Annotated in this window: 20 protein-coding genes; 4 read left to right on the top strand and 16 right to left on the bottom strand. The window is 71.9% G+C overall.

What is annotated here, in order from left to right:
* Positions 1-36 precede the first annotated feature (36 nt).
* The 4 genes from QSK45_RS20670 to QSK45_RS20655 form a co-directional block, all read right to left on the bottom strand.
* Positions 37-717 (bottom strand): TetR/AcrR family transcriptional regulator, encoded by a 681-nt coding sequence (locus tag QSK45_RS20670; RefSeq protein ID WP_285558990.1) that lies wholly within the window; start codon positions 715-717, stop codon positions 37-39.
* A 20-nt stretch (positions 718-737) separates the two neighbouring features.
* On the bottom strand, positions 738-2,843 hold the full coding sequence (locus QSK45_RS20665; RefSeq protein WP_285558988.1) for an aminoglycoside phosphotransferase family protein: 2,106 nt from the start codon (positions 2,841-2,843) through the stop codon (positions 738-740).
* Between the two features lie 280 nt (positions 2,844-3,123).
* Positions 3,124-3,861, bottom strand: a complete 738-nt coding sequence (locus QSK45_RS20660; protein WP_285558986.1) for an HAD family hydrolase — start codon at positions 3,859-3,861, stop codon at positions 3,124-3,126.
* On the bottom strand, positions 3,861-4,742 hold the full coding sequence (locus QSK45_RS20655) for a winged helix-turn-helix domain-containing protein (protein ID WP_285558985.1): 882 nt from the start codon (positions 4,740-4,742) through the stop codon (positions 3,861-3,863). The genes QSK45_RS20660 and QSK45_RS20655 overlap by 1 nt, the downstream gene beginning before the upstream one ends.
* Before the next feature lie 162 nt (positions 4,743-4,904).
* Here QSK45_RS20655 and QSK45_RS20650 point away from each other — a divergent pair, with 162 nt between their 5' ends.
* Positions 4,905-5,093, top strand: a complete 189-nt coding sequence (locus QSK45_RS20650) for a hypothetical protein (protein ID WP_285558983.1) — start codon at positions 4,905-4,907, stop codon at positions 5,091-5,093.
* Positions 5,094-5,100: 7 nt separating this feature from the next.
* On the opposite strand, the gene QSK45_RS20645 is transcribed toward QSK45_RS20650, so the two are convergent.
* The 3 genes from QSK45_RS20645 to QSK45_RS20635 all read right to left on the bottom strand — a co-directional run bounded on the left by QSK45_RS20645 (position 5,101) and on the right by QSK45_RS20635 (position 8,246).
* Entirely contained in the window at positions 5,101-6,003 is a 903-nt protein-coding gene (locus QSK45_RS20645) for a winged helix-turn-helix domain-containing protein (RefSeq protein WP_285558980.1), read from the bottom strand.
* Between the two features lie 353 nt (positions 6,004-6,356).
* The gene (locus QSK45_RS20640) at positions 6,357-7,592 is read right to left on the bottom strand and encodes a GNAT family N-acetyltransferase (protein WP_285558978.1); all 1,236 of its coding nucleotides are present in this window, start codon (positions 7,590-7,592) and stop codon (positions 6,357-6,359) included.
* Positions 7,593-7,652: 60 nt separating this feature from the next.
* Positions 7,653-8,246 (bottom strand): RsiG family protein, encoded by a 594-nt coding sequence (locus QSK45_RS20635; RefSeq protein WP_285558976.1) that lies wholly within the window; start codon positions 8,244-8,246, stop codon positions 7,653-7,655.
* A 159-nt stretch (positions 8,247-8,405) separates the two neighbouring features.
* Between QSK45_RS20635 and dtd the strand changes: the two genes are divergently transcribed.
* The gene (gene dtd, locus QSK45_RS20630) at positions 8,406-8,831 is read left to right on the top strand and encodes a D-aminoacyl-tRNA deacylase (protein WP_285559427.1); all 426 of its coding nucleotides are present in this window, start codon (positions 8,406-8,408) and stop codon (positions 8,829-8,831) included.
* Positions 8,832-8,852: 21 nt separating this feature from the next.
* Here dtd and ygfZ read toward each other — a convergent pair whose 3' ends face one another.
* From ygfZ to QSK45_RS20585, 9 genes are all read right to left on the bottom strand, one after another.
* On the bottom strand, positions 8,853-9,818 hold the full coding sequence (ygfZ, locus tag QSK45_RS20625; RefSeq protein ID WP_285558974.1) for a CAF17-like 4Fe-4S cluster assembly/insertion protein YgfZ: 966 nt from the start codon (positions 9,816-9,818) through the stop codon (positions 8,853-8,855).
* Between the two features lie 10 nt (positions 9,819-9,828).
* A complete protein-coding gene (locus tag QSK45_RS20620) occupies positions 9,829-10,266 on the bottom strand; it encodes a Fur family transcriptional regulator (RefSeq protein WP_285558972.1) in 438 nt (145 codons plus the stop codon).
* A 75-nt stretch (positions 10,267-10,341) separates the two neighbouring features.
* Positions 10,342-11,010, bottom strand: coding sequence for a restriction endonuclease subunit S (locus tag QSK45_RS20615; protein WP_285558970.1), 669 nt, complete (start codon positions 11,008-11,010; stop codon positions 10,342-10,344).
* Entirely contained in the window at positions 11,007-12,377 is a 1,371-nt protein-coding gene (locus QSK45_RS20610) for an N-6 DNA methylase (protein ID WP_285558968.1), read from the bottom strand. Before QSK45_RS20610 ends, QSK45_RS20615 begins: the two co-directional genes overlap by 4 nt.
* Before the next feature lie 314 nt (positions 12,378-12,691).
* Positions 12,692-13,360, bottom strand: coding sequence for a hypothetical protein (locus QSK45_RS20605; RefSeq protein WP_285558966.1), 669 nt, complete (start codon positions 13,358-13,360; stop codon positions 12,692-12,694).
* Between the two features lie 428 nt (positions 13,361-13,788).
* The gene (locus QSK45_RS20600; protein ID WP_285558964.1) at positions 13,789-14,364 is read right to left on the bottom strand and encodes a heme-binding beta-barrel domain-containing protein; all 576 of its coding nucleotides are present in this window, start codon (positions 14,362-14,364) and stop codon (positions 13,789-13,791) included.
* A 211-nt stretch (positions 14,365-14,575) separates the two neighbouring features.
* Positions 14,576-14,812 (bottom strand): hypothetical protein, encoded by a 237-nt coding sequence (locus QSK45_RS20595; RefSeq protein WP_285559444.1) that lies wholly within the window; start codon positions 14,810-14,812, stop codon positions 14,576-14,578.
* Between the two features lie 46 nt (positions 14,813-14,858).
* On the bottom strand, positions 14,859-15,056 hold the full coding sequence (locus tag QSK45_RS20590) for a DUF397 domain-containing protein (RefSeq protein ID WP_285558962.1): 198 nt from the start codon (positions 15,054-15,056) through the stop codon (positions 14,859-14,861).
* The gene (locus tag QSK45_RS20585; RefSeq protein ID WP_285559425.1) at positions 15,038-15,880 is read right to left on the bottom strand and encodes a DUF5753 domain-containing protein; all 843 of its coding nucleotides are present in this window, start codon (positions 15,878-15,880) and stop codon (positions 15,038-15,040) included. The genes QSK45_RS20590 and QSK45_RS20585 overlap by 19 nt, the downstream gene beginning before the upstream one ends.
* A 174-nt stretch (positions 15,881-16,054) precedes the next feature.
* Here QSK45_RS20585 and QSK45_RS20580 point away from each other — a divergent pair, with 174 nt between their 5' ends.
* Together QSK45_RS20580 and QSK45_RS20575 are read left to right on the top strand one after the other, a co-directional pair.
* The gene (locus tag QSK45_RS20580) at positions 16,055-16,327 is read left to right on the top strand and encodes a hypothetical protein (RefSeq protein ID WP_285558961.1); all 273 of its coding nucleotides are present in this window, start codon (positions 16,055-16,057) and stop codon (positions 16,325-16,327) included.
* The gene (locus QSK45_RS20575; protein ID WP_285558960.1) at positions 16,324-16,563 is read left to right on the top strand and encodes a hypothetical protein; all 240 of its coding nucleotides are present in this window, start codon (positions 16,324-16,326) and stop codon (positions 16,561-16,563) included. Before QSK45_RS20580 ends, QSK45_RS20575 begins: the two co-directional genes overlap by 4 nt.
* Positions 16,564-16,577: the final 14 nt, after the last annotated feature.

Below are 16,577 nucleotides of genomic sequence, written 5' to 3'. Positions count from 1 at the left end.
TCCAGCGTACGACAAGACGTTATCGAGTTACATTTTTTACCGAGTCTCACCCGACTCGGCCGGCGCCCCCGGTCCCGCGATCCCCCGGAGCCCCTCCGCCAGCCGCCCGAACGCGCGCTCCGCCGCCCGCACCGCCCCCGGCGCCACGTCCGCGACCTTCTCGCCCGCCGCGATCCGCCGCCAGTTGTCCACGGCGAGGACCCGCTGCACGGCGACGATCTGCCCGGCCGCGAGCCGCGCGTCCAGGTCCCCGCCGAGCGCCTCGGCGAGCGCGGCCTCCGAGCGCTCCTGGTGCCGGTAGGCCCGCGCGACCAGCGACGGGGTGCCGTACAGCAGGCCGTGGAAGGCGAGCACCTGCGGGTGGTCGTTGAGCCCGGTGACCGGGTCGCGCCGTTCGAGCCCGGCGAGGAAGTGCCGGCGCAGCGCGTCCACCGGGTCCGGCTCGCCCGCGACCACCCGCGCGGCCTCGCCCTCGTGGTCCGCGATCCGGTGCAGGACCAGGTCCTCCTTGGCCGGGAAGTACCGGAACAGGGTCGGCTTGGAGATCCCGGCGGCCGCGGCCACCTCCGCCACCGACACCGCGTCGAAGCCCCGCTCCAGGAACAGCCGTACCGCGGTGTCCGAGACCTCCTGGTACATCCGCCGCCGCTTGCGCTCCCGCAGACCCGTCTCCCGCGGACCCGTCTTCTCCCGCTCACGCGGCTCCGGCTCATCCATGGGGCGAGCCTACGCAGTGCTCAGCCCGGTCCCAGCCGGGGCAGCCCCCGCGGGCGCCCGGACAGCCCCAGCGAGGCGGTCGCCGCCGCGAGCGTCATGCCGTACGACGCCACGGCCCGCCGCACGTTGGGCGCGTCCAGGCTCGATCCGGTGACCAGCCGGTCGAGGTCCACGTAGGCCGAGCGGACCAGCTCGATCCAGCGGTAGACCCGCCAGTCCTCCTGCCAGTTCCGGGTGTGGCGCGCGTCCAGCCGGGCCGCCCAGCGGCGGAACATGCGGTCGCGGATCTCCGGCCGGGTCGGGGTGAGGTGCATGTGCCGGACCAGTTCGTAGAGCGGGTCCCCGACCAGGGCCATCTCCCAGTCGATGAGGGTGAGGGCGGGGCCGTCGTCGCGGCGCACCAGGTTCCAGGGGTTGAGGTCGCCGTGCAGCAGGGCGGGGGCGCGGTCGGTGACGTGGTGGCGGGCGAGGATCTCGCGCAGCCGGGGTGCGTCGGGCAGGCCGAGGAGGCGGGCCGTCTGCTGGGACTCCCTGGGCAGCGCCTCGACCAGCGCCACGAGCTGTTCGCTGAGCCAGCCGTAGAAGCCGGGACGGCCGCCGAGCGGGTCGATGCCCGCCGGGTCGACACCGGTCAGCGCCGCCAGCTGGTCGACCAGGCAGTCCGCCTCGTGCGGGCGCAGCCCGTCCACCGGGTGGTCGGGGCGGCGGCCGAGGTCGCGGGCGCCCTCGTAGGTGTGGACGGCGAAGCGGTCGGCGCGGTAGCGGTGGGCGGGGTCGGTGGCGTGGCTGGTGCCGAGGGCGAGGACGCGGGGGGCGGCGACCGGCACCCCGGAGCGTTCGATGGCGGCGAGGACGGCGTGCTCGCTGAGGAAGCTGCGCTCGCGGCGCAGGACGAGGGTCACCTCGCGGCGTACGACGACGGGGAAGCCGGTGCCGGGCACCCGGAGCACGGTGGTGAGGTGCGCGGCGCCCTTGAAGACCCGCTCGGCCGGGGCGGCGCCCTCCAGGAACAGGGCGTCGGCGACCGCGCGGTGCGGGAAGTCGGGGTGTTCGGGCACCCGCCGGTCAGGGGTCCAGCCGATGCTGCGGGGGCGCCGGCCGGGCCGGGCGGCGCCGCGCCGGAACAGGATCCGCTCGATCTCCCGCTCGCCGGGCACCCGGCCGAGCCGCAGCGGTTCGGTGGCCGCGCGCAGGGCGTCGCGCACGGTCGCGGCGGCCCGCTCCACGGCCGCCGGGTCGATGGCGCGGTCCAGGGTCCGGACGGCCGCGATCACGTCGGTGTAGAGGGACTGGGCGTGTTCGAAGGCGAGGTAGCGGGGCAGGTCCTTGCCGAGTCCCGCGATGGCGGCGGGCCGGGAGCGGGCCACCGCGTCGGCCCAGGCGTGCACGACCGCCGCCCGCCGGGGCTCCGGGTGGCGCGTGCGGACGAGGTGGACGGCGAGGTCGTACAGCGGGTCGCCGAAGCTCGCCAGTTCCCAGCCGGTGCAGCCCAGCCCGTCGGCACGCACGGCCAGTCGGGCGGGACTCAGATCGCCGTGGAGCAGGCCGTACGGGCGGCGGGTCAGCGCGGGCACCCGGTCCGCGAACCGGGTCAGCGCGTCCTCGGGGACCCCGAGCGCGGTGAACAGGCCGCCGTACTCGCGCCAGTCGGGGCGGCGGACCTGGCGGTCGGCGAGGTGGGCGAGGGTGCGCAGGAAGCCCTGGGAGTCGGTGTGGTTGCGCGGCCAGTGCGAGGGCAGCGGCGGCAGTGCGGTGCCGCGCACCTGGGCGAGGGCGGCGAACAGCTCCGCGATGTCCTTCGGGGCCGGACCGTCGCTCGGCAGCCGGCCGCCCACATGGCTGTGGATGAGGTAGCCCTCACCGGCCGCCAGGCACTCCGGCGCCCGCGGCAGCACCCGGTGCACCGCGCGCAGGATCTCCGCCTCGCCGTCCCACGTGCGCACGGCCGGCGCCGCGTCCGGCCGGGGTAGCCGTACGGTCACGGGCGTGCCCGGGGCCCGTCCGAGCAGGCCGGCGAGCGGTTCGGTCAGCGGCAGCACGTGGTCGCGGTGGCGCGGGCCCTCGCGCGTCTCCCCCGCGGCCGCGGCGCGGGCCGCGAAGGCGCGGCAGGCGGCGTCCGTCCGCATGGTTCCGGCGCGCTCCCCCGCCGAGGTAGGGGGAACTGACGGTGCGCCCACTGGCCGCTCCGGGGGTCGGTCGCTCAAGGGGGAGGACGTGTCGGATGACAGGTCCGGGGAACGCTATTCCCCCGTGGTGGCCGGTACGGCCTCCGGGCGCGGTGGAGTAGCCCGACGGGCGGTCCGCCGCGCCCGGCTGTGCCGAACCGGCGGCCGGGGCGCGGCCATTCGCCGCTCCCCGCGCCCGCGTACGCGCGCGGCCGGGCGGTGACCCGGCCGCGTCCGCATGCTAACCGACCCCGGGGCCGCCCCTGAGCAGGCGCAGCAGTGGTTCCAGCGACCGTACGACGTGCTCGGCGCCGGCCGCGCGCAGCGGTCTCTCCTTGGCCGCGTTGCGCGCGTACCCCAGGAAGGGGACCCCGGCGTCGCGGGCGGCGGCGAGGTCGGAGGGGGTGTCGCCGATCATCAGGGCGGCGTCGGGGGCGGTGCCCAGGGCACCGAGGGCGCGCAGCAGGCAGTGCGGGTCCGGCTTGAGGTGGTCCAGGTGTTCGGTACGGCCGTACAGGTGCGGGGCGAAGCAGGCGGTCAGGCCCCGGCTCTCCAGGTAGCTGCGCACCACGCGGGGCGAGTTGTTCGTGGTGACGGCGAGCCGGGCGCCGACGGCGGTCCAGGTGCGGATCAGCGGGTCGGCCCAGGCGGTGGGCAGCGCGGAGGCGGCGGCGCGCAGCTCCTCCTGGGTGAGGCGTTCCTCCAGGCCGGTGACGAGGTCGCTGCCGGGGCGGCGGCGGCCCACCGCGCGCAGCACGACCTGGGGGTCCAGGGTGTCCCGTTCGGCCGGGGTGAGCAGGCCGTGCAGGCCCTGCCGCTCCAGCCAGGCCACCAGGTCCGCGGCGATCAGCTCGGCCTTGTGCGTGGCGAAGAGCCGGCAGATGGGGCCGTCGAAGTCCCACAGCACGACCCGGGCGGAAGTGATCAGTACACGAATCTTCTCGATCTCGCTCGCATCAGAAGTCGTATCAGAAGTCACTAGGAGAGTGTCAGGTCCGAGCTGATGGTTTCCCAGAGGGCGTCGAACCACTTCTGCGATTCCTCCACGAACGCCGCGTCCCGTTGGCCGGCGCGCCGCTCGAAGGAGAAGAGCAGGGACTCCGAGCCGACCGCGTCGTACATCTCCAGCGTCCCGCTGTCGGTGGGTTCGGCGCGGCGCGTGATCATGTAGTGGGCGAACAGCGCCTCGCACCCGTTGAGCAGGTAGAGCTTCACCGGCGGAGTGAACGGCAGGGCCCTGAAGGTGACATGGACGTCGATGTCGTGGGTGCCGCGCAGGGCCTGGAGGTTGTACTGGAGCACCTGGCCCTGGGCGTTGCGCATGGCGAGCCAGCGCTGGTGCACCGCGTCGTCCTCCGCGCTCCCCGCGTCGACCGAGACCGGGAAGGCGAGGCTGATGTCCCGCGAGGGCAGCAGGACGCGGGCGTCGATCCGCTCCGGGCGCAGCCTGCCCTCGTGGATCAGGCGCAGCGGTTCGCCGAGGGCGGGGATCAGGCTCTGCGCGGTCAGACAGACGGCGTCGACGCGCACGTGCGGCGCGGCGAACGCGTCGGTCAGCCGGGGCGCGAGCGCCACCATGGTCGGCTGGGGCTCCTCGGGGCCGGACCGCTGCTCGGCGACCCGCGGCGGGCTGCCCTTGGTGACGCCGCTGAGCAGGCCGTCCTGCTGGAGCACCCGCAGTGCCTGGCGGACGGCGCCGCGCTCGACGCCGAACTCCTCGGCCAGCTCGGCCTGCGTGGGCAGCCGGTCCCCGGGCCGCAGGATCCCGGCACGCATGCGCTCGCGCAGGACGCCCGCGATCTCCTGGGGGCTGCGTCTGCCGCTGCCGTTGACTGCCATGTGCTCCTGGGTCACCACCAAACGTTACAACTTCCCTCCATCTGAAGGGAGTTGCTGAAAAGTTGTTTATGTAGTGCCACCAAGTGGGGACAACTTAAACAGAGTTGGTTGCCAACTTTTCCAAGTTGGCGGAGGTTTTGCCTCCCACCCGTTTCTCCATCGGCATCCGAAGGGGGATTCGCCGTGCCCGCCCTCGCCCTCCTGTCCGCCCTCCTCGTCCTCGGCTTCGAACAGCTCGTCCAGTGGAAGTACGGCACCGCCGGCGCCCTCGGCCTGCTCCTGCTCGGCGTCGGCCACAAGGCCAGGAACCCGGCGGTCAGCTCCGCGGGCGCGGTCCTGCTCGCGGTGCTCCTGACGGGCCCCGCCCTCTGACCCGGCCCTACGGCGTCAGTTCCAGGTCGGAGCTGATCGTCTCCCACAACGCCTCGAACCACCGCCGGGACTCCGCCACGAAGGCGGTGTCCCGCGCCCCCGCGTCCGGCGCGAAGGCGAACAGCATCGAGCGCGTGCCGTCGGCGTCGTAGAGCTGGCGGGACTCCCGGCCGAACTCCTGCTCGCGGCGCCCCAGCGTGTAGTACGCGAACAGCGCCTCCGCCTCGTTGAGCAGATACAGCTTGACCGGCGGGGTGAACGGCAGGGCGCGGAAGGTCAGCCGGACGTCGATGCCGTGCGTGGTGCGCAGGGCCAGCAGGTTCTGCCGCAGCACCATGCCCTGGGCGTTGCGCACCGCCAGCCAGCGGTCGTGCAGCAGCACGCCGTCGTCGGCGCTCGCCGGGTCCACCGGGGCCGGGAAGGCCAGCTCGATCCGGCGACTGGGCAGCAGCACCCGCAGGTCGATCTTGGCCGGTTTCAGTTCACCCGCATGGATCAGCCGCAGCTGCTCGCCGACGGCCAGCGTGAGCGACACGGCGGTCAGGCAGAGCGCGTCGATCCGCACGTGCGGGGCGGCGAAGGCGGCGGCGACGCGCGGGCCGAGCCCCACCACGGTGGGCTGCGGCGGAGCGGCCGGCCACGGCGGCCGCGCCCCTTGCGCCACCCTGGCCGGGCTGCCCTTGGTCGCGCCGGTGAGCAACCGCTCCGCGTGGAGGATGCGCAGGGCCTCGCGGACCGCGCCGCGCTCCGCGCCGAACTCCTCGCCCAGTTCGGCCTGGGTGGGCATGCGCTGTCCCGGGCGCAGCTTCCCGGACCTGATCCGGCTGCGCAGCTCGTCGGCGATCTCCCGGTGGGACGCGCGGGACGCGCGGGGTTCCCTGACGGAGGCGTGCTCCGGGTCCACGGACAAACCCTACAACTTCCCGCCAACTTACGGCAGTTCACCGACAGCTGGTTATGAGACGCCTTCCAACGGAGATAAGTACAGATAAGTTGGCAGCCAACTTGGCTGACATGGTCAAGCTTCCCAGTGGTTGGCCGTACCGGGCCCCGATCCGGAGGGGAGCCGGGAGCCCGGACCGGGGACGGCCGGCGAAGCGCACAGTCACAACTGAAGACGCCGACAACTGAACACGACACGCACAGCCACAACTGAAGACCGGCACGGACGAAGACGTGCACAACTGAAGACCGCACAGCACAGCCACAACTGAACAGCTCGCTACGGATGAACAGTTCACCGCCGCCGGAGGAGGGGAGCGGTCAGAAGTCGTCCGGGCACCACGGGCGCCCGGACGAGCGGAACAGGGCGTCGGCCTGCCGGGCGGCGCCCTCTCGCTCCTCCCGTACCCGGCCCAGCGCGGTGAGCCGCAGCAGCGACTCGCCGCCGAGCCACACGGACGCCAACTCCTGTACGCCGAGAGTCAGATCGGCGCTGGCCGCGGTGGGCGTGCAGGACGCGCCCTCCGGCGAGACCTCCAGCCGGTACCGCCCCCCGGCGTACCCGGCGTCGTCCACGATCTCCAGCACCACCGCGCCCTCGCGGTCGTACGTGCGCGCCTCCAGGGCCCGTACGACGTCCAGGATCCGCACCCACAGGAAGTCCGCGTGATCGACGATCCGGGCGGCGCGCGGGTCGGACAGGAAGTGCGGGAGCAGGTCGTCGGGGCCGCGGCCGCCGGTCTCCACCTTGGTGATCCAGTCGATGGAGCACACATAGCGCCACAGGGCGCGCTCGGCCGCCGCGGTGGTCCCGAACAGCCGCTGCACGCGCGCCGTCTGATCGGGCTGCTGACCCGTCCAGGTGTCGTCGCACCGGTACGTCACCAGGCCCTGGGCCTCGCCGGAGGGCGCGCGGTAGAGGGCGTGGAACGGCTCGGTGAACTCGGCGTGGGCGCGCAGGGCCCCGGTGAACCGCTCCCACCACAGCTGGTCCCGGCTGACCGCGCCGGGCTGCCGCACGCGGAAGCGGTCGTACAGCTCCGGGCCCAGCTTGCGCACCTCCTCGCCGTCGAGCAGCTCGATCCGGCCGCCGTCCTCCGGGCCCGACCAGCGCGGGTCGAGGCCGGCCCGCGGGACCTCGACGGTCCACCGGCTCGTCCAGGTGGCCGGTCCGAACCCGAACCGGCCGTAGATCGGGTACTCGGCCGCGAGCAGCGTGGCGACGACGTCCCCGCGCTCCCGCGCCGCCGCGAGGTCCTCGGCCATCATGCGGCTCAGCAGGCCGCGGCGGCGGTGCGTCGGGCTGACGGTCACGCTGCTGATGGCGTCGGCGGGGACCACGCCGCCGCCCACGGTGGTCAGCTCCTGCCCGAAGGAGCGGAAGGTGGCCACCCAGCGGCCGCCGTCGACGGCCCCCAGATACCGCCCCGGCACGAAGTCCCTGCGGCGGGCGTCGAGTTGCTCACGGGCCAGGGCCGGGGGCTGGGTGAACCCGACGGACAGGGCACGCTGCCAGTCGTCGAAGTCGGCTTCGGTGGCGGTACGGACGTCGTTCATGGGCCCACCGTAGGCATCCGAACCGCCCGGTGTCCTGCCGATTTCCGCCCCGCGGTCCCGTCACACCAGGAGGTCGTCCACCTGCGCCTCGCCCACCCGGTAGCGGCGGGCGATCTCCCCGCTGCACCCGTCGGCGGTGTGCTGGAGCCGCTGCCGCCGCCGGGACACCTCCTGCTCGTAGCGCACCAACCGGCCGAGCGCGGCGGACAGTTCGAGATCCGTGCGGGCGGTGAGGTCACTCAGCTCCACCTCGCCGAGCATCTCGGCCGCGAGCCGTCGCACCTCCTCGCCCCGCGGGGTGCCGACGGTGACGTGGCGGGCCGAGGAGCGCTGGCGGGCCGGGGCGTCGCGCAGGATCTCGGGGAGCCGCTCGACCACGGAGGCGTCCTTCGGCGCGGGCACGGACGCGCGGCCGCGGCGGGCCAGTTCCGCGTGCAGGATGTCGATCCGGCCCTGCAACAGGCGCCGCACATAGCTGAGATCCGCCTCGTCGCGCTGGGCGTCGCGACGCAGCGCGCGCAGCTCGGGCAGGCTCAGCCGGGGCAGCTCGGGCGCCGGCGGCACCAGCGTGCCCTTCGGCTCGTCGGCGCGCTGCACGGGCGGCCGGTACGTCCCCTGCGGGGCCGGCAGCTCGCTGGTGCTGGATGTGCTCATGTGGTTCGAACCGTCCCCTCGACCGGCGTGTGACAGCATCGTGCCACCCCCCGCGCACAGTATGGGACCGAGTGCCCCCGAACAGCCCCAGATGGGCGGTAAGGGTTCCATAAGGGTCCGCCTGTGACCGTTCTTCCGGGACCCGGCATCATGGTCCGCATGCGAGCGGTGGTGCAGAGAGTGGACGGCGCGAGCGTCGTCGTGGACGGCGAGACGGTGGGCGCGATCGAGGGCGAGGGCCTGTGCGTCCTCGTGGGCGTGACCCACACGGACACCAAGGACCAGGCGGCGCAGCTGGCCCGCAAACTCTGGTCCGTCCGGATGCTGTCCGAGGAGCGCTCGTGCAGCGACATGGACGCCCCGCTGCTCGTCATCAGCCAGTTCACCCTCTACGGCGACGCCCGCAAGGGCCGCCGCCCCACCTGGAACGCGGCGGCACCGGGCGATGTCGCCGAACCGCTGGTCGAGGAGGTCGTGGCCCAGCTGCGGGCGCTGGGCGCGACGGTGGCGACCGGGCGGTTCGGCGCGAAGATGCGGGTGTCGCTGACGAACGACGGGCCCTTCACGGTCCTGCTGGAGATGTAGGAGCGGCCGCGGCCGGACGGACTACGGCTCGACCACGACCTCCTGGGCCGCGGCCGTGTCCCCGGCCAGGAGCCTCGCGTCGACCGGCACGTTCCGCTTGACCAGGGCGAGCGCCACCGGCCCCAGCTCGTGGTGGCGGACCGACGACGTGACGAAGCCGATCTTCCGGCCGTCGGGGCCCTCGTCCGCGAGGCGGATCTCCGTGCCCGGCGCCGGCAGGTGCACGTCGCTGCCGTCGAGGTGGAGGAAGACGAGCCGGCGCGGCGGCTTGCCGAGGTTCTGGACGCGGGCGACGGTCTCCTGCCCGCGGTAGCACCCCTTCTGGAGGTGTACGGCGCTGCCGATCCACCCCAGCTCGTGCGGGATCGTACGGTGATCCGTCTCGAACCCGAGCCGCGGCCGGTGCTGCTCCACCCGCAGCGCCTCGTGCGCGAGCAGCCCCGCGGCCGGCCCGTGCGTCGCCGCGAAGGACTCCAGGTCCGCGCGCGGCAGGAAGAGGTCGCGGCCGTACGCCGTCTCCCGTACGACGACCCCCTCGGGCACCTCGGCGATGGAACCGGCGGGCAGGTGCACGACCGCGAAGTCGGCGGTGCGGTCGGCGACCTCCACCCGGTAGAAGAACTTCATCGACTCCAGGTACGCGACCAGCGCCTCCCGCGTGCCCGGCTCGACGTGCGCCCACACCGTCGTACCGTCGTCCACCAGGTACAGGGCGTGCTCGATGTGCCCGTTCGCCGACAGGATCAGCGCCTCGGTGGCCTGGCCGGCGGGCAGCTCGCTGACGTGCTGGGTGAGCAGCAGGTGCAGCCAGCTCAGCCGGTCCTCGCCGCTGACGGTGATCACACCGCGGTGCGAGAGGTCGACGAAACCGGCGCCGTCGGCGAGTGCGCGCTGCTCACGGAACAGGTCGCCGTAGTGGGCGGCGACGCCTTCGTCCACACCCTCGGCGGGGACGGCGCCGGGCAGGGACAGCAGTGGGCTCTTCATACGGGCAAGCCTACGACGTGGTAGTTGAACTCTTCAGGGAACAGTCCTTGCACCGGCCGAAGATCGCGAAGTGCTTCATGTCGGTGTCGAAGCCGAACTGCCGCCGCAGCTTGGCGGTGAACTCCGCCGCCACGCTCACGTCGGCCTCGATGACGTTCTCGCAGTCACGGCACACCAGGTGCAGATGGTGGTGCCGGTCGGCGAGGTGGTAGGTCGGCGCACCGTGCCCCAGGTGGGCATGGCTGACCAGGCCCAGCTCCTCCAGCAGCTCCAGCGTGCGGTAGACGGTGGAAATGTTGACCCCCGACGCCGTCTTCCTCACTTCCACGAGGATGTCGTCGGGGGTCGCGTGTTCGAGGGTGTCCACGGCTTCGAGGACAAGCTGCCGTTGCGGAGTCAGCCGGTAACCGCGCTGCCTGAGGTCGCTCTTCCAGTCGGTGCTCACCACACCGACGAGTCTAGAACCACGCCCGTCGCACGGAGAGCCTGTCGGTGCCGCCCAGCGGGACTCCGACGGTCTCGATCACGTCGTACGTGAGGAGCCGGCCTCCCCCGTCCCGAACGACCGAGGTCGCGGCATCCGATCCGTCATCAGGAGTTCCGCCAGGGTCTCGCGGAGTTCCGTGGTCGTCCGGACGATCTCCTCGTGCACTCTGAGCTTCTCGTCGACCGCGTTGAGCGCCGCCCCGATATCCCGCTGCCGGTCGAGCGGGGGCAGCGACACCGGAAGGTCCTTCAGGGTGCGCACGCCGACCGACCGCATGCCGGTCGTACCGGCCGCACGGCGCTCCAGCCAGTCGACCACTCGTCGGTCGGCCAGGAAAGCGAGCAGGTACGGCGCCTGGCTCGGGTCGTGCGCACGGACACGGAGAAGATGGGTGTTGTAGAGCCACCCGCTCTCCCCTTCGGTGACCAGTGCAGCCCGCCCCACCGTCCCCGTACGAGTGACCAGGATGTCGCCCGCGGCCAGCCGGTACCTGAACAGTCCGCGCGCGTGCTCGGGATCGAGGTGCGCCACGGTGTGGGCCGAGACCCTCCGGTGCCGGAGATCGCCGGGTCGGACCACGGGGACGCCGGCCCGCACCTGGTCCTTCTTGCGCAGGGCCGGGCCACCCGCCTGGATGTCGCAGATCTTCCCGAGAGCGACACGTGCCCATCCCTCAGGGAGACCGGCCACACCCTCCTCGCTCACAGCCCGTACCTCCCCAGCATCGTTTGCACCGCGTCGTCCGCCTCCCGGGCCCGCACGTGCAGTTCGGTCAGCCTTCCGGACAGTGCGGCCAAGTCCGCGGGCTCCGCGCGGTACGCGTCAGCCGACGAGCCGCTCGGCACGTAGAAGGAGGGGCTCAGGGTGTATTCCATTTCCCGGATCTTCTCGATGGGCACAGCCCGGCTCAGGCCCTCGGTCCCCGTGAAGGTGCCGCCCCCTGTCCGAGCAGTGGTCCAGGACCGGTATTCCTCGAGGATGCGTCGGCTCTCGTCCGAGTCCAGCTCCCGCCGGGTACGGGAGACGAGCGAGCCGAGGCGACTGGCATCGACGAAGAGGATCTCGTCGCACGTGCCCGTCGGATGCCGCAACAGCCAGATCATCACCCGGATACTCGTCGTCGTGAAGAGCTGAGGGGGCAGGGCGACCAGTGCTTCTACGGCACCGTCCTCCACCATCCCCGCCCGGATCCTGCCTTCCGCCGGGTTGGCGGAAAGCGCTGCGATGTCGGGCATGAGGACTGCCGCCCGGCCACCGGGCCGCAGCCGGGCCACCACGTACTGAAGCCAGTCGAAGTTGGCGTTGTGCGTGGGCGGCACGCCGTACCGCCAGTGCGCACGATCGACGGCATCGCCCAGTCTTTGGTTGAACGGGGGATTCGTGAGGATGATGTCGACGTTCCGGGGCAAGGGATCATGCCCGGCCGAGGGCGCCGTGTTCCCCACCCGGAGATCCGCGGAAGCGCCGTGCAGGGCCAGGTTCATGCCTGCCAGCGCCAGCGGATGCTCGCCCACTCCCGCTCCGCTCACCTCGACGGGACGGTCCTGGGCCGCCGTCGTCGCCTCCCACGCGGCGGCCAGCAGCTCGCCAGCCCTGACAAACGGGTCGTGCACACTCCTGACTTCCCGACCGGGATCGGTGACGAGCTTGGTGATGACATCGACGGCGGCCCGGGGGGTGAAGAAGTCCCCCGCTCTCGGCCCCATGAGATCGCGGTAGCGGGCCATGAGCCGTTCGAAGGCGCGAGCATGTTCGGACGGGCATACCGGGCCCGTGCCTTCCAGCAGCCCGACGATGTCGACCAGACGGTGCTCGTCCAGGTTCCGGGACTGGGCGAGCAGAAGACGCTCGACTTCCGGCCCCAGCCCCCTCCGGACCGCTGTCGCGAGCCTGCGCGCCGGCGACGGCCCGGAGGTGAGCCGGGGGAACATGCGGGAGTCCCCCAGGATCCCGTCCCACTCGTCCGGCAGGCACACCCGGACATAGAGGAGGGCCAGCAGGAAGGTGACGTAGTCGGCCTGGGACAGGGCACCGCGGAATCGTTCCGCCTCCGCATCGCTGAGCCGGTCCACGACCTTGAGGAGCCCCCCGGCCGGTGTTCCGCCGAGCGAGACCCGAAATCGGTCACCGTAGGTCTTTCCTGCCGGTTCCCCGGTCCGCCGGGCGTTCGCTGGGATGACTCGCTGTTCGAGCCAGGCCAGTACCTCCGCCGCCGAGAAGACCTCGATGTCCGCGGGCCCTTCGTCCGGCGACCCGACCGGCTGGGGGAAGTCCGAGTGCCGGCGTTCCCAGTTCGTCACCGCGGGGCGCTTCACCCCGGCGAACCGGGCGATGTCGGCCCTGGACACCATGACCTCCGCGAAGTCACCCATCGCCTCTCCGCCCCTCAGAACCGGGAAGGCCTGGAGCCACGCAACGTAGCCCCCTTACCGGCGAGAACGTCCGGGAAACGGTCCATGGCCTGGGCCTCCTTGGCCAGCTCGGGGTCGAGGTACCCGATCATGCGGTAGATCTTGGCATGGTCGGCGGCGAGGTCGCGGTGATGGATCGGCTCGTGGTGCATGATCCGGTTGCGCAGCAGCACCAACGACCACAATCCGTCGTACAGGACATCGCGGCGTCCCGAGTAGTGCGGGAATGCCTTGTGCACCGTCGGCACCCAGAACAGCCGGTCATAACCGGAGCCACCACTGACCAGCGACGCCCAGAAACCGAAGGTCAGCTCGGCGACGATGTCGTCGGGCGGAGCCGGGACAAGCCCCCGGCGCTCGCATTTGCTCCGGGCCTTGGACACCAGCCGCCGCCCGTTCGGGCTCAGCGGCGCCACCGTCCACCAGTCGTCACGCCGGTAGGCAAGCGTGAGCTGCCCGTGGACAGCATTGCGCAGCGCAAGCTCCAGGCATTGCAGGGAACCGTAGAGCGCGGCCGAGGCTTCGACATTCCACCAGTACAGCCGGCCCGCCACCGTGGCGTTGCCGCGCGCGGCACTGACGTAGCGCGCCAAGCGCAGCTTCGAGAAGGCGCGCAGCATCCACTCCGGCAGCCCGTGAGTCATCGTGATCCCCCTTGTCCGGGCAGGCCGAGGCCCGGGTTGTCTCTCGGTACAGGAACGACCTCACCGTGATACGATGGGTTGCGAAAGCCCTGGGCTCGCCTCTGCTCAGCACGCCACCCGGGGCACGGATTTCAGGCCCCCGGTCGCCCTTTGGGCGTCCGGGGGTTTCTGTTTCTCATGCAAGACCTCACCACGCGGCGCCAACTACCCCGGCATGCCGCGCCGTTGGTCTCACAGTAACGAGCAAGGCCATGCGCATGCAAGCGCAGTGCACTGCGACGGAAATCTGTTAACCCCTCGGGGAGTTTGTTCCTGGGCGGGCAGCAAACACGTGACGGCCCCCGGCGCGGTGCGCGGGGGGCCGTCACGGTGACGTATGCCTGGACCGCTGGTCCAGATGACGTAGGGGCCTTCTCGGGGAAGGCGGCCTACTTGAAGAAGGCGATCCCGTCGTCGGGCATGTCGTCCGGCAGGGCCTTGGCCCAGCGTTCGACGTCCTCGGGGGTGACGACCTTCTTCAGGTGGGCGGACATGTAGGGGCGCAGCTCGACCTCGGGGGTCTGCTTCTCGCCGACCCACATGAGGTCGCTCTTGACGTAGCCGTACAGCCGCTTGCCGCCGGTGTACGGCTGCGCGGCGGCGGTGCGGGCGACGGCGTCCGTGACCAGGTCGATCTGCGGCTTCTTGTGCGCCATCTCGCCGTACCAGATCTCGATGGTGCCGTCGTCACGGGTCATCGTGACCTCGACCTTGCGGTCGGCGTCGATCCGCCAGAAGCCGGACTCCGTCTCCAGCGGGCGGACCTTGTTGCCGTCGTGGTCCAGCACCCAGGTGCGGGAGTGGTACTCCAGGAAGTCCCGGCCGTCGTGGGTGAAGGTGACCTCCTGGCCGAAGTTGCACTTCTCGGAGCCGGGGAAGTCGTGCACGCCCGCGCCGGCCCAGTCGCCGAGGAGGAAGGCGAGCGGGACGAGGTCCTTGTGCAGGTCGGACGGGATCTCGATCATGAGCGGAGCTTTCCTGGTGGGAGGGTCAGCGCTGGCCCTGGTACAGCTTCTTCACGGTCAGGTAGGCGAAGGCGAGCACGCCGACGCAGACCAGGACCAGCAGGGTTTCGAAGAAGATCTCCACGGGTGCTCCTTGAGCGAGGGTGGGCATACGACAGAGCCGGCCCCCAGCTTACGCGGCCGGGCACCGGCTCTCTTTCCGAGGTGGCCCTCAGGCGTACCCGGAGGGGCCGGGCCCTCCCGCGGGCGGTCCCGGACCCCTCCGGGGCGCCCCCCAGCCGAGCAGCTGCTCCCGGAGCACGACCGTCTGCCGGAACGGCACGGTCCTCGTGCCGCCCTTCCGGGACCGCACGACGATTCCGATCACGTCCCCGGCGAGCGGGTACGCCCGGCGGACGTGCTCGGCGCCCGGCCAGGCGTCGACGCCCGCGCGGCTGCGCAGGGACATGCCCCGCCGGGTGTCCGGCGGGCCATGTCGCTGAGCGACCGCTTGCTCAGCCCCGCTTGACCCCGCTCACGAAGGCCGCCCAGGCGGGGGCGCCGAAGAGGAGGGGGGTGCGGGTGGTGTCCTTGCTGTCGCGGACGGGGACGAGGGAGGGGACGTTGTCGGCGACTTCCAGGCACTGCCCGCCGTCCTGGTTGCTGTAGCTGCTCTTACGCCACGTGATGGTGCTCAGGTCGATGGCCCGCATGGCGCTTCCTCCAGCATCCGCTTGATGAACTCCCGCGATTCGCCCGGAGATAGGGCCATATCGCGCACCCGATCGTATCGGAGCTGGAGCGCCTCAACAGCCGTTGGTTCCTGGACGAGTTCGCCTGAGTAACCCGTCTCGATCCAGGCCACGGTCCGGCCTTCGGCGCCTCGCAGGAACATGGCGTCGGTGTTCGTCAGGCCGTGAAGGCCGGACGACCACAGGAGCACCTGGATGATGACATTGGGACGCTCGCCCATCGCCAGAAGATGGCTCAACTGTTCCCGCCAAGCACCCGAGTCGGGAAGGGGGCTACGCAGCACAGTCTCGGAGAGGATCGTGCGGAACTGCGGTGCGCCGTCCGCCAGCAGGAGTTCACGGCGCCCCATACGAGCCGCGACCTGCGCATCCAGGTCGGCCCCGCTCAGCCCACCCTGTTTGAGCAACTCCGCGGCGTACTCAGGGGTTTGCAGGACGCCAGGCAGGTTCGAAGCAGCGTAGTGCCACATGCTCACCGCCCCGGCCTCCAGCAGCATGTACTCCCGGTACCGCTCCCTGAACTGCGCGGGGTCCGCCATCGCCAGTTCCCACAGCGTGAGCAACTTGTCGCCCGTGCCGCAGAACGTGTCCAGGGCCATCACGACCTCCGGGCCCCCGAGCGTCTGACCCTTCTCCATCTTGCCGAAGAGGGACGCGTCCCAGCCCACGAGATCGGCCAGAGCGCGCAGGGACAGGCGGCGTTCGGCGCGGAGTAACCGCAGTTCCTCGGCGAAACGAGCCCTCGGCTCCTGGCTGCGACCCGTGATCGCCCGTCGCTGCGGCACCGCGCCCTCCCCGGTCTGTGGAATTTGTGGCTGGTGGTCGGTACGGGCTGGCACGAGGCGCCGTTCCGTGCGTTTCCGACTCCGCGCTGGGCCATTCTCGTATCGACCCAGGAACACTCAGAGTATTGCAACTGTCGCATTTCGTATAGATGTTGGAGCAAAGGAGCAAACCAGATGAGTACGGATCCGGTCACCCCGGACGCCATGGCTTCCCTCTACGACCGCGCACGCCTCAGCGCCGAGGTGCGGATCGCCAACGAGCGCGCGCTGGCCATGCCGCCGGACCCGAACGACCTGAGCCGGCCGCCCCGGCCGGTGCCGGGCTGCTCGGCGTGCCTGACGCTCGCGGAGCGGCGCGAGGTGGCGCGGGCGGAGTACGACAGGAGCGCGGAGACGGACGCGAACGTGCTGCTGCGCACGCACCAGAGGCAGGAGCACCGCCCGTGACCAGGCATCCGGAAGACCGGACCCGGCTGCACGCCGGGTACGCGGTCCCCCCGCCGCTGTTCCCGCCGGCGCCCTGGCCGCGCCTGCCGGAGGTGCCCGCCCCCGGCGTCGTGCCGCGGCGCCGGCACCGCGCCCGCAGGGTCGACGGCGCGTTCGTGAGCGGCGCGCTGACCGTGCTCGGCCTGGCGAGCCTGCTCGTGGCGATCGCCGTGGTCGCGGTCCGGGCGCGGCCGTAGGGCGGGCTACGCTT

The sequence above is a fragment of the Streptomyces hygroscopicus subsp. hygroscopicus genome (assembly GCF_030269125.1).
GTDB lineage: Bacteria > Actinomycetota > Actinomycetes > Streptomycetales > Streptomycetaceae > Streptomyces > Streptomyces hygroscopicus_C.
Note: the sequence above shows the minus strand (reverse complement) of the source record. Positions and strands in the feature narration are given on the sequence as shown.